This window comes from Billgrantia saliphila (assembly GCF_002930105.1).
In the GTDB taxonomy this organism is placed as follows: Bacteria; Pseudomonadota; Gammaproteobacteria; order Pseudomonadales; family Halomonadaceae; genus Halomonas; species Halomonas saliphila.
Map to the genome: position 1 here is coordinate 38,920 of NZ_PJRN01000022.1, position 11,644 is coordinate 50,563.

The 11,644-nt window shown below is 60.4% G+C and carries 12 protein-coding genes; 10 read left to right on the forward strand and 2 right to left on the reverse strand.

All coding sequences use genetic code 11. From position 1 onward, the window contains the following. From paaH to paaZ, 10 genes are all read left to right on the forward strand, one after another. Positions 1–1,530, forward strand: a complete 1,530-nt coding sequence (gene paaH, locus CYJ07_RS18250; protein WP_104205146.1) for a 3-hydroxyacyl-CoA dehydrogenase PaaH — start codon at positions 1–3, stop codon at positions 1,528–1,530. Beyond that, positions 1,523–1,990, forward strand: a complete 468-nt coding sequence (gene paaI / locus CYJ07_RS18255) for a hydroxyphenylacetyl-CoA thioesterase PaaI (protein ID WP_104205147.1) — start codon at positions 1,523–1,525, stop codon at positions 1,988–1,990. Before paaH ends, paaI begins: the two co-directional genes overlap by 8 nt. Continuing rightward, on the forward strand, positions 1,987–3,195 hold the full coding sequence (gene pcaF / locus CYJ07_RS18260) for a 3-oxoadipyl-CoA thiolase (RefSeq protein WP_104205148.1): 1,209 nt from the start codon (positions 1,987–1,989) through the stop codon (positions 3,193–3,195). Before paaI ends, pcaF begins: the two co-directional genes overlap by 4 nt. A 41-nt stretch (positions 3,196–3,236) precedes the next feature. Further along, positions 3,237–4,550: a phenylacetate--CoA ligase PaaK gene (gene paaK / locus CYJ07_RS18265; RefSeq protein WP_104205149.1), complete on the forward strand. Its 1,314-nt coding sequence runs from the start codon at positions 3,237–3,239 to the stop codon at positions 4,548–4,550. A gap of 310 nt (positions 4,551–4,860) precedes the next feature. Continuing rightward, entirely contained in the window at positions 4,861–5,856 is a 996-nt protein-coding gene (gene paaA, locus CYJ07_RS18270; RefSeq protein ID WP_104205150.1) for a 1,2-phenylacetyl-CoA epoxidase subunit PaaA, read from the forward strand. A 13-nt stretch (positions 5,857–5,869) separates the two neighbouring features. Continuing rightward, the gene (gene paaB, locus CYJ07_RS18275) at positions 5,870–6,151 is read left to right on the forward strand and encodes a 1,2-phenylacetyl-CoA epoxidase subunit PaaB (RefSeq protein WP_104205151.1); all 282 of its coding nucleotides are present in this window, start codon (positions 5,870–5,872) and stop codon (positions 6,149–6,151) included. 11 nt (positions 6,152–6,162) lie between these two features. Next, on the forward strand, positions 6,163–6,939 hold the full coding sequence (gene paaC / locus CYJ07_RS18280; protein ID WP_231489689.1) for a 1,2-phenylacetyl-CoA epoxidase subunit PaaC: 777 nt from the start codon (positions 6,163–6,165) through the stop codon (positions 6,937–6,939). Beyond that, complete coding sequence (paaD, locus tag CYJ07_RS18285; RefSeq protein ID WP_104205152.1) at positions 6,923–7,498, forward strand: 1,2-phenylacetyl-CoA epoxidase subunit PaaD; 576 nt, start codon at positions 6,923–6,925, stop codon at positions 7,496–7,498. The genes paaC and paaD overlap by 17 nt, the downstream gene beginning before the upstream one ends. Positions 7,499–7,510: 12 nt before the next feature. Next, the gene (gene paaE / locus CYJ07_RS18290; protein WP_104205159.1) at positions 7,511–8,590 is read left to right on the forward strand and encodes a 1,2-phenylacetyl-CoA epoxidase subunit PaaE; all 1,080 of its coding nucleotides are present in this window, start codon (positions 7,511–7,513) and stop codon (positions 8,588–8,590) included. An 80-nt stretch (positions 8,591–8,670) separates the two neighbouring features. Beyond that, positions 8,671–10,713: a phenylacetic acid degradation bifunctional protein PaaZ gene (gene paaZ, locus CYJ07_RS18295; protein WP_104205153.1), complete on the forward strand. Its 2,043-nt coding sequence runs from the start codon at positions 8,671–8,673 to the stop codon at positions 10,711–10,713. A 46-nt stretch (positions 10,714–10,759) separates the two neighbouring features. On the opposite strand, the gene CYJ07_RS18300 is transcribed toward paaZ, so the two are convergent. Then, positions 10,760–11,143, reverse strand: coding sequence for a hypothetical protein (locus CYJ07_RS18300; protein ID WP_104205154.1), 384 nt, complete (start codon positions 11,141–11,143; stop codon positions 10,760–10,762). 174 nt (positions 11,144–11,317) lie between these two features. Further along, positions 11,318–11,644 (reverse strand): TRAP transporter large permease subunit (locus CYJ07_RS18305; protein ID WP_156085524.1); only part of this gene is annotated, 327 nt, incomplete at its 5' end.

Sequence of the window (11,644 nt, forward strand, 5' to 3'; positions counted from 1 at the left end):
ATGCCTGCTCTCGCACCCAGTGACATCATCGCTGTGGTCGGCGCCGGCGCCATGGGCGCCGGCATCGCCCAAGTGGCGGCTCAGGCGGGCCACTCGGTACGCCTCTTCGACAACCGTGACGGCGCCGCCCAGGCCGGCATCGACGGCGTGCGCCGCCAGCTCGAAAAGCGCGTGGCCAAAGGCAAGATGGGACAGGACGAAGTCGATGCCATCATCGAGCGCATGTCGCCAGTAGACAGCCTCGATGAGCTGGCCGACAGCCGCCTGGTGGTGGAGGCTATCGTCGAGAATCTAGAGGTCAAGCGTGGAGTCTTCGCCAAGCTCGAGACGCTGTGCGCTCCCGACACCCTGCTGACCAGTAATACCTCTTCGCTGTCGATCACCTCCATTGCCGCCAACCTCGACCGTCCCGAGCGCGTGGCCGGCCTGCATTTCTTCAATCCGGCGCCAGTAATGAAGCTGGTCGAGGTCATCTCGGGACTTGCCACCGAGGCCGAAGTCGCTGACACCCTTTATGCCACTGCCGCGGCCTGGGGTAAGAAACCTGTCCACGCCAGCTCCACCCCGGGCTTCATCGTCAATCGCGTGGCACGGCCCTTTTATGCCGAGAGCCTTCGCCTGCTGCAGGAAGGAGCAGGCGCTCCCGCCACGCTGGACGCTCTGCTGCGCAGAGCAGGCGGCTTCCGCATGGGGCCCTTCGAGCTGATGGATCTGATCGGCCACGACGTCAACTACGCGGTGACCCGCTCGGTGTTTGATGCCTACTACGGTGATACCCGCTTCGAGCCTTCCCTGGTTCAGCTGGCGCTGGTCGAAGCCGGACGTCTGGGCCGAAAGAGCGGGCAGGGTTTTTATGAGTATCGCAAACAGGCTGCACCCGTTACCGCTGACTTCGCCTCGCCCGTGAAGGCCGAGCTGCCGCCCCTGGTCATCGAAGGTCAGCCGGGCGTCTTCTCCCCGCTGGTGGCTCGTGCTGAGGCGACCGGCCTCGAGGTAATACGTCACGAGAGCATCTCCGGCCAGGCCCGCTTCCGCCTGGGCGGCCTGACGCTGGCTTTGAGCGACGGTCGCTGTGCCACCGAACGCGCCCTGGACGAAGGCCTTGAGACTCTGGTGCTATTCGACCTCTGCCTCGATTACGGTGAGGCCAGCGCTATCGCCTTGGCCGCCAGCGCCAACACCGACGACGCCAGTCGCGACTTGGCCACAGCACTCTTCCAGCGCCTGGGCCTGGACGTTGCCTGGCTCACCGACACACCTGGGCTTGTCGTGCTGCGTACCGTGGCCATGCTCGCCAACGAAGCCGCCGATGCCGTATTGCAAGGTGTATGCAGCGCCGGGGACGGCGATCTTGCCATGCAAGCCGGCCTCAACTATCCCCGCGGCCCGCTGGCCTGGGCCGATGGCCTGGGGCTGGCCTACGTACACCGTACCCTGACCCACCTGCACCAGAGCTACGGCGAGGAGCGCTATCGCGCCTCCTTCCTGCTGCGCCGTAAGGCCTTGGCCGGAGAAACTTTTCATGAATGACACCGAACTGAGCCCCCAGCAGCTGGCCGAGGCTTGCGCCGACGCCATGTTTTCCCGCGATGGCGCCAGCCAGGGTCTGGGTATGCGCATCGAGAGCGTGGCCCCCGGTCGGGCCGTGCTCACCATGACCGTGCGGGAGGACATGGTGCAGGGGCACGGCAACTGCCATGGCGGCTTCATCTTTGCCCTGGCCGACTCCGCCTTCGCCTTCGCTTGCAACACCTATGACGAGGCCACTGTGGCCTCGGGTTGCAGCATCGACTACCTGGGCCCGGGCCAGCTGGGTGACTTGCTCACCGCCACCGCCGAGGAACGCAGCCGACGCGGCCGCACCGGCATCTACGACATTACCGTGCGCAACCAGCATGGCGACGAGGTCGCCCTGTTTCGGGGTCGCTCCTACAAGATCCGCGGTACCGTACGCCGCCTGTCAGAGACTACCGCAGAGAACCAAGCATGAAAGACGCTCTGATCATCGATGCCATCCGCACCCCCATTGGCCGCTACGGCGGCGTTCTCGCCCCGGTTCGCCCAGATGACCTGGGCGCCGTACCCCTGCGCGCCTTGATGGAGCGCAACCCCACGGTGGACTGGTCCTGGGTGGATGACCTCTTCTACGGTTGTGCCAATCAGGCCGGTGAAGATAACCGCAATGTGGCACGCATGTCGGCACTGCTAGCCGGCCTGCCGGTAGAAGTTCCCGGCACCACCCTGAATCGACTGTGCGGCTCCGGCATGGACGCCATCGGCATCGCCGCCCGCTCCATCAAGGCAGGCGAGGCGGGGTTGATGATCGCCGGTGGCGTCGAGTCCATGTCCCGCGCTCCCTTCGTGATGGGCAAGGCCGAGCAGGCCTTCTCGCGCAGCGCCGAGATCCACGACACCACCATCGGCTGGCGCTTCGTCAACCGCCAGATGAAGGCCCAGTTCGGCATCGACTCCATGCCGGAGACCGCCGAGAACGTGGCCGAACAGTTCAATATCTCCCGCGAGGATCAGGACGCCTTCGCCCTGCGCAGCCAGCAGCGTACCGCCGCCGCCATGGAGGCAGGTCGCCTGGCCGAGGAGATCGTTCCCGTGGCAGTACCGCGCCGCAAGCAGGATGCGCTGATCGTCGATACCGACGAGCACCCTCGCGCGTCGACCACCCTGGAGCAGCTCGCCAAGCTGCCGACGCCATTTCGCGAGGGAGGCAGCGTCACCGCCGGTAACGCCTCGGGGGTCAACGACGGCGCCTGCGCCCTGCTGCTGGCCTCGGCTGAACAGGCCGAAAAGTTCGGTCTGAAGGCACGCGCACGGGTTGTGGGCATGGCAACCGCCGGTGTGCCACCACGCATCATGGGCTTCGGCCCCTCCCCGGCCAGCCGCAAGGTGCTCGCCCAGACCGGCTTGACCCTCGAGCAGATGGACGTGATCGAGCTCAACGAGGCCTTCGCCGCCCAGGCGCTGGCCGTAACTCGTGACCTTGGCCTTCCCGACGACGCCGAGCACGTCAATCCCAACGGAGGTGCCATCGCCCTGGGTCACCCGCTGGGCATGAGTGGGGCCCGCCTGGTGACTACCGCTCTGCATGAACTGGAGCGCCGCCAGGGGCGCTACGCGCTATGCACCATGTGCATCGGCGTAGGACAAGGCATTGCTCTGATCATTGAACGCCGCCAATAGCGCGAAGCGTCTATAACAAACCTCCCGACCGGAGAAGCCTGATGACACAGACCGTCGAACGCCTCAACAACTCGGCTCTCGATCAGATGGAACTCGCCAGCATCGATGAACTGCGCGCCACCCAGATCAAACGGCTCAGGTGGAGCCTCAAGCACGCCTACGACAACGTCTCTTTCTACCGCCACTCCTTCGACGATGCCGGCGTCCACCCCGAAGACATAAACAGCCTGGATGACATCGGCAAGCTCCCTTTCACGACCAAGGCCGACCTTCGCGACAACTACCCCTTCGGCATGTTTGCCACGCCGATGAGCGATGTGGTTCGCGTGCACGCCTCCAGCGGCACCACCGGCCAGCCCACCGTAGTCGGCTACACCCAGAACGATATCGACGTCTGGGCTGACGTGGTGGCGCGCTCCATTCGCGCCGCCGGCGGCAGCCGCAACGACAAGGTGCACGTGGCCTACGGCTACGGCCTTTTCACCGGCGGCCTGGGCGCCCACTACGGTGCCGAGCGCCTGGGCTGCACCGTGATTCCCATGTCCGGCGGACAGACCGAAAAACAGGTTCAGTTGATCCGCGATTTCCAGCCGGACATCATCATGGTCACGCCCTCCTACATGCTAAACATCGCAGATGAGATGGAGCGTCAGGGCATCGACCCGCACCAGCTGCCGCTGCGTGCCGGCATCTTCGGCGCCGAGCCCTGGACCGACAGCATGCGTACCGCTCTGGAACAGCGCCTGGGGATCGATGCCCTCGACATCTACGGCCTCTCTGAGGTGATGGGGCCCGGCGTCGGCATGGAATGCCTGGAGACAAAGGATGGCCCCACCATATGGGAAGACCACTTCTACCCCGAGATCATCGACCCAGTAACGGGCGAGGTGCTGCCGGACGGCGAGTATGGCGAGCTGGTGTTCACAACCCTGACCAAGGAAGCGCTGCCGGTCATCCGCTACCGGACCCGCGACCTCACCCGCCTGCTGCCGGGCACCGCGCGCCCCATGCGTCGTATCGACAAGATCACCGGGCGCAGCGACGACATGTTGATCATACGCGGGGTCAACGTCTTCCCCACCCAGATCGAAGAGCAGCTGCTCAAGATCGACCGGCTCTCGCCCCACTACGAAATCGAGGTATCTCGCCAAGGCAATATGGACATGGTCTGCGTGCGGGTCGAAGCCTGCAGTAACGATGTCGCCCGCGACCCTGTTACTTGCGAACAGCTGGCAAGGCAACTGCAGCATGCCATCAAGACCTACATCGGCATCAGCACCAATGTGGACGTTTGCGGCGTGGAAGAAGTCATGCGCTCTGTGGGCAAGGCCAAGCGCGTCAAAGATCTACGATGATACTCAAGGGTTATAATGCATAAGAATCAAGCATCATGTCTCAGCAATATTCTTCATGCCAAAGGCCTCCAGCGGGGGCCTTTTCTGTTTGCATTAGCTAAGACAAGATGAACTAATCGTCTTAATTTATTGATTTTATGATATTTTACGATAATCAAGCTGGCTACGACCCGCCACCGGCACGCCTTACCCAAAAGTATAGAAACGACACGTAATAATCTTCTTTGATAATTTTTTATGTGTCACTATACTCTTCCTAAGATCACGGTAGCGGGGATTTTCCTGACATACCGACGCCGCGGAGGTCACCATGTACGCGCAGCTTGTAGAAACTGGCGTCAAGCGCCTGAAAACTTATGAAGAGATGTCCCCTGAGGAACGTGGGTTCCAGCTCAAGATTGATGCTGAAACCAAGATCGAAGCCAAGAACTGGATGCCGGAGGGGTATCGCAAGACACTGATTCGCCAGATATCTCAGCATGCGCATTCTGAGGTGGTGGGTATGTTGCCGGAAGGCAACTGGGTGACTCGCGCCCCGACCCTCAAGCGCAAGCTTCAGCTGATGGCCAAGATCCAGGACGAGGCCGGTCATGGCCTTTACCTCTACAGCGCCATGGAAACGCTTGGCGCTGACCGTGATGAGGAGATCGACAAGCTTCACGAGGGCAAGGCGAAGTACTCCTCCATATTCAACTATCCGACACTAAGCTGGGCGGACATGGGTACGGTTGGCTGGCTGGTTGATGGCGCGGCCATTGTCAACCAGGTGGTTCTGCAGCGCACCTCCTATGGCCCTTATTCCCGGGCCATGATTCGCATCTGCAAAGAAGAGAGCTTTCACCAGCGTCAGGGTTACCAAATCCTTCTGGACCTGATGCGTGAGGGCACGGAAGAGCAGAAGCAAATGGTGCAGGACTCCATCAATCGCTTCTGGTGGCCAGCGCTGATGATGTTCGGGCCCTCTGATGACCAGTCACCGAACTCCCAGCAATCCATGGCCTGGAAAATCAAGCGCAAGAGCAACGATGAACTGCGTCAGATGTTCATTGACCAGACCGTGCCCCAGCTGGAATTCCTGGGCTGCACCGCCCCGGACCCGGACCTGAAGTGGAACGAAGAGCGTGGTCACTACGACTTCGGCGAGATCGACTGGCAGGAATTCTTTGACGTGCTCAAGGGTAACGGCCCCTGCAACAAGGAACGTGTCGAAACTCGCAAGAACGCCATCGACGGTGGCGCCTGGGTACGCGAGGCTGCAAAAGCCTATGCCGAGAAGCAGCAGCAAAAGAAGCAGAAAGTTGCCTGAGAGGAAAGAGATTATGGCTGACTGGCCCCTATACGAAGTCTTCGTTCGCAGCAAGCATGGCCTCAACCACAAGCACGTAGGAAGCGTTCACGCCGCAGATGCTGAAATGGCCATGGAAAATGCCCGCGACCTCTACACTCGTCGCAGCGAAGGGGTATCCATCTGGGTCGTTCCGTCCGCGGCCATCACTGCCTCCTCCCCGGATGAGAAGGAGGTGCTGTTTGATCCGTCCGATGACAAGGTTTATCGCCACGCCTCCTTCTACGAGCTGCCCGACGAAGTCGGCCATATGTAAGGGAGACATTCATGAGCAAGGCAATGACACAGCAAGCGGCACTGCACGAATATCTGCTGCGCCTGGCGGATTCCGACATGATCCTGGGCCAGCGCCTATGCGAGCTGTGCGGCAAGGCCCCGGCGCTGGAAGAAGAAATGGCGCTGATGAATGTGGCTCTGGATCTGGTAGGCCAGGCGCGCAATTGGTACGAATACGCCGCCGAGCTGATCGACGATGGCCGCAGCGCCGACGATCTGGCCTTCCGGCGAGACGCCCACGAGTTCCGCAATGCCCTGATGGTGGAACAACCCAACGGCGATTATGCCGTTACCATGGGCCGTCAGTTCTTCTTTGACGCCTGGCATTACTTCACTATCGCTGCCTTGACGAAAGCGCCGGACGAGCGCATTGCCAGTATCGCCGCCAAAGCCGCCAAGGAGGTTCAGTACCACCTGCGCCGCTCCTCGGAATGGGTCAAGCGATTCGGCGATGGCACCGAGGAAAGCCATCAGCGCATGCAGACCGCAGTGAATGACCTGTGGCGCTTCACCGGTGAAATGATTGAAGCCGACGAGATTGAGCAGAGCTTGTTCAAGGCCGGCATCGGCCCCGATCCGGAGCAGTTGGCAGCGGACTGGAAAGGTCTGGTGAACGAAGTACTCACCGAAGCCACCCTGACGCCGCCGCCGGAGGATGCCTGGATGTATCGAGGTGCCAAGGTCGGCCACCACACCGAACACCTGGGCTATATCCTGGCCGAGATGCAGTTCCTGCCAAGGGCCTATCCGGATGCAAAAACCTGGTAAACCCGCGCCCCGATCCCTGCTGGACGACCAGCCGGTAATCGCCAGCGACCGTATTCCCGCTCGTGACCGTAGCCAACCGGTTACCGAAGCGGAACTTTGGGCCCTTCTTGACGAAGTGAAAGACCCGGAGGTTCCGGCGGTCAGCGTTGTTGAGCTGGGCATGGTTCGACGTATTGCCCAGGAGGACGGCAATTGGGTGGTGGATGTGACCCCCACTTACTCTGGATGCCCTGCAACCGAGATGATAGAGGAATCCATCGAGGAAGCCCTACGCTTGGCGGGCATTCACAATGGCCAGGTTCGCCGGGTACTGACCCCAGCCTGGACCACCGACTGGATCACCGAGGCCGGGCGCCGGAAATTGCGGGAATTTGGTATTGCGCCGCCGGTAGGCAGCTCCAGCAAGCTGACCCTAAAGGGTGTGGAGGAAACCATTTGCTGCCCGCATTGCGGTAGTGACCATACCGAAAGAGTCAGCGAATTCGGCTCAACTGCCTGCAAGGCACTGTACCGATGCCTCGATTGCCGTGAGCCTTTCGACTACTTCAAATGCCTCTAGAGCCGAACAATGATGAACAAGTTCTATCCTCTCACCATTCGCGAAGTCAGGCCTGAAACTCGAGACGCCGTGTCCCTGTGCTTTGAGCTGCCGGAAAACTTGCAGGAAGCGTTCACTTACCGCCAGGGCCAGCATCTCGTTTTGCGTATTACTCTCGATGGAGAGGAAGTGCGTCGCTCTTACTCCATCTGTACCGGTGTCAATGACCGTGAGCTGCGCATCGCTGTCAAGAAGATTTCCGGCGGCCGCTTCTCCACCCTCGCCAACGAGCAGCTCAGGCCGGGTGAGACGCTGGAAGTCATGCCACCACAGGGCCAGTTCTATATAGATCTGGATCCGGAGCGCGAAGGTGACTACCTGGCGGTAGCAGCGGGCAGCGGTATCACGCCGATACTCTCTATTGTCAAGACCACCTTGGAGACGGAGCCGAAAAGCAAGGTTACCCTGTTCTACGGCAACCGCTCCACCGCTAGCACCATGTTTAGGGAGACCTTGGAAGACCTGAAAAACCGCTTCATGGGCCGGTTTAACCTGGTGTTCTTGTTCAGCCGTGAAGAGCAGGATATCGACCTGTACAACGGCCGTATCGACGCCGACAAGTGTGACGCACTGTTCGACCACTGGCTGAATGCGGAAAAGCTTACGGCTGCATTTATCTGCGGCCCCCAGATCATGACCGAAACCGTCCGCGACTCACTCCAGCGCCATGGTCTCGACAAGAGCAAGATCCATTACGAACTGTTCACACCGGTCGGCGGTGGCATGGCTCCCCGCAAGGACCGGGCGGAAACCACAGTGGATCCGAAGGCAGTGAGTGAAGTGACCGTTCGCGCCGATGGCCGTGCCCTCACCTTTGACCTGACTCGCAACACCCAGAGCATCCTCGATGCCGGCAACGAGATGGGTGCCGATCTGCCTTTCTCTTGCAAGGCAGGGGTCTGCTCCACCTGCAAAGCCAAGGTTGTTGAAGGTGAAGTAGAGATGGACGCCAACTATGCCCTGGAAGACTACGAGGTCGAGGCGGGTTATGTGCTGTCCTGTCAGTGCTACCCCATCAGCGACAAGGTTGTGCTGGATTATGACGAAGTCTGAGGCCTGCTCACACTATCTCCGAAGCCGGCCTCAGCGCCGGCTTTGCTTATCGTGACATCAGATCCCCGGGAGAACGTTCAATGTCAGTCCTACAGAGTTACATTGCAGGCCAGTGGTTCGGAAAGACCGAAGCCCGGGCTCTGCCTAGCGCCATCAATGGCGAGGCCGTGGCCTATACCCACGATGAAGCCATCAATTTCGGGGAAGTAGTCGATTATGCCCGCCACACCGGCGTAAAAAACCTGCTGGCACTCGATTTCCAACAGCGAGCCGCCATTCTCAAAGAACTCGCTATTTATATTCAAGGCCGCAAGGAGGAGCTATATAAAATCTCCTACCATACCGGCTGTACCAAGGCGGACTCCTGGATTGACATAGACGGTGGCTTTGGCACCCTCTTTACCTATGCCTCCACCGGCCGCAAGGAACTTCCCTCCGGTAACGTGGCACATGAAGGCCCGGTTACCCAACTGGGCAAGGGCAACCACTTCAACGGTACCCACATTCTGGTCCCTCGCCGTGGCGTTTCAGTGCATATCAATGCCTTCAATTTCCCAATCTGGGGCATGTTGGAAAAGTTCGCGCCAGCCTTCCTGGCAGGCATGCCCTGCCTCTTTAAACCGGCCACCGCGACCAGCTATCTGACGGAAGCTGCCGTACGGGTCATCAACGACTCCGGTCTGCTGCCGGAAGGCGCGCTGCAGTTGATCATTGGAGGTACCGGCGACCTACTGTATCGTCTGGAAGAGCAGGACTTCGTTACGTTCACAGGCTCGGCTAGTACCGCTCAGAAGCTGAAGAATCACCCCAACATCATGGCGCGGAGCATCCCCTTCAACTCCGAAGCCGATTCCCTCAACAGCGCCATCCTGGCACCAGACGTCACCCCTGATGATGAAGAATTCGACATCTTCGCCAAGGAAGTGGTCAAGGAAATGACCGCCAAGGCCGGCCAGAAGTGTACCGCCATTCGCCGGGTGCTGGTGCCCGCCGAACACCTCGACGCACTGGCCGAACGCATCATCGAACGCCTGGGCAAGATCACCTTCGGTGATCCGACAGAAGAAGGCGTCCGCATGGGCGCACTGTCCTCGCATGATCAGTTACGGGACGTGACAGAGGCCATCGGGCGCCTGCAGGAATCTAGCGAGTGTGTGTACGGAAAGAACGAAGGCCTTCGGCCTGTGGGCAAGAACGTGGATAGCGGCGCCTTCATGGCTCCCCACCTGCTGGTCAACCACACTCCGTTGAACGATGGAGGCCCCCACGATATTGAAGCCTTCGGCCCGGTCGCAACGTTGATGCCCTACAATAGCATGAACGATGCCTTGACCATTGCCGCCAAGGGCAAGGGCAGCCTGGTGACCACCCTGACGACCAAGGATCCTTCCATCGCTGCTGAAATGATTCCGGTGCTGGCGGCCCAGCATGGTCGCCTTCAAATCCTGGATGCGGAAGCCTCGAAGGAATCCACCGGCCACGGTTCCCCGCTGCCCATGCTCAAGCATGGCGGCCCCGGACGTGCCGGTGGGGGCGAGGAGCTCGGCGGGATCCGTGCGGTGCACCATTATCTGCAACGGACGGCCATTCAGGGCTCTCCAACCATGTTGGCAGCTGTTACCAGGGAGTATGTCCGAGGCGCCAAGGTGGTCGAAACCGATGTTCACCCGTTCCGTCGCCACTTCGACGATCTGCAAGTAGGCGAATCCCTGTTGACTCACCGCCGTACCGTCACTGAAGCCGACATCACCAACTTCGGCTGCCTCTCCGGCGATCACTTCTATATGCACTTCGACGACATCGCCGCGCGCAAGACCCAGTTCGGGAAACGCATCGCCCACGGCTACTTTGTGCTGTCGGCTGCTGCCGGCCTGTTCGTCTACCCGGGCGAGGGTCCAGTTCTGGCCAATTACGGCCTGGACACCCTACGCTTTATCGCCCCGGTCGCGCCCGGCGACACCATCCGTGCCCGCCTGACGTGCAAGCGCAAGATCGACCAAGGCCGAACATCACCGGAGGGGCACCCGCAGGGCGTCGTGATGTGGGACGTTGCCGTGACCAACCAGGATGACGAGCTGGTGGCCAGCTATGACATCTTGACCCTGGTGGCGAAGCAAAAGTAATCCGTCACCGTAGCGATGGGAGGGGGCGCATCCCCCCCTGCTGGGCCTACTCGCCGCGATGGCCCATAAAAGCCTCAGCGTTGGGGCAAAAGTCACAGCACGCCTCGACATCGGTGTGGCTGCGCATCGCCTGCCAGCAGCGGCCAACCACCTCGCAGCAATTGCAGTTTGCCTCCAGCTCGGCCAGTTCCTCCTGTGTCATCACGGCCGGGCTCACTTCAAAAGCCTTCATCATCACCGGCATCAATACCTCAGAGGCACTGAAGTCGGGCACCCGGCGATCCTTGAGGCTGCGCGCTATGGCACGCTCCAGCGGCGGACTCAGCGGCTGCTGAAGGTTACATGCCAATTCTTCGAGCGCCTCGGGGGCGTGGCGGCGAAGTTCTCGCACCACACGCTCACCCTGGATGTAATCCGATAGCCTTTCCATCATGTCTCTCCCGATTAGTAAACAGATGCCTACATTCAGGATAACGGAAGCAATAAAAACCCAATATGACCGTGATCAAATTGGGGCTATTCAAGACACAGGAAAAATATAATTTTTCTGATTTACGTATCATTTATGCGAACGACTTTCGGTGCGAGCCGCCCTGCACTTAGCTCAATAGAGCAGTTGTGGCAGGAACAGCACAATACTCGGCAGCAGCAGCACCAGCAACGCGCGCACCATGCCCGCCACCCAGAACGGCGTCACGCCGCGAAAGATCGTGCCCGTGGAAACGTCCGGCAGTACCGCACGCAGCACGAACACGTTCATCCCCACCGGTGGGGTGATCAGGCTGATCTCGATCACGATCACCACCAGAATACCGAACCACACCAGGTCGTAGCCCAGCCCCGCCACCACCGGGAAGAATACCGGCACGGTGAGCAGCAGCATCGACATGCTCTCGAACACGCAGCCCAGCAGCACGTAGATGGCCAGTAT

Excerpts from the sequence above, each read along its gene's own strand:
- paaH (WP_104205146.1), top strand. The coding sequence starts at position 1 with ATGCCTGCTCTCGCACCCAGTGACATCATCGCTGTGGTCGGCGCCGGC.
- paaI (WP_104205147.1), top strand. The coding sequence starts at position 1,523 with ATGAATGACACCGAACTGAGCCCCCAGCAGCTGGCCGAGGCTTGCGCC.
- pcaF (WP_104205148.1), top strand. The coding sequence starts at position 1,987 with ATGAAAGACGCTCTGATCATCGATGCCATCCGCACCCCCATTGGCCGC.
- paaK (WP_104205149.1), top strand. The coding sequence starts at position 3,237 with ATGACACAGACCGTCGAACGCCTCAACAACTCGGCTCTCGATCAGATG.
- paaA (WP_104205150.1), top strand. The coding sequence starts at position 4,861 with ATGTACGCGCAGCTTGTAGAAACTGGCGTCAAGCGCCTGAAAACTTAT.
- paaB (WP_104205151.1), top strand. The coding sequence starts at position 5,870 with ATGGCTGACTGGCCCCTATACGAAGTCTTCGTTCGCAGCAAGCATGGC.
- paaC (WP_231489689.1), top strand. The coding sequence starts at position 6,163 with ATGAGCAAGGCAATGACACAGCAAGCGGCACTGCACGAATATCTGCTG.
- paaD (WP_104205152.1), top strand. The coding sequence starts at position 6,923 with ATGCAAAAACCTGGTAAACCCGCGCCCCGATCCCTGCTGGACGACCAG.
- paaE (WP_104205159.1), top strand. The coding sequence starts at position 7,511 with ATGAACAAGTTCTATCCTCTCACCATTCGCGAAGTCAGGCCTGAAACT.
- paaZ (WP_104205153.1), top strand. The coding sequence starts at position 8,671 with ATGTCAGTCCTACAGAGTTACATTGCAGGCCAGTGGTTCGGAAAGACC.
- CYJ07_RS18300 (WP_104205154.1), bottom strand. The coding sequence starts at position 11,143 with ATGGAAAGGCTATCGGATTACATCCAGGGTGAGCGTGTGGTGCGAGAA.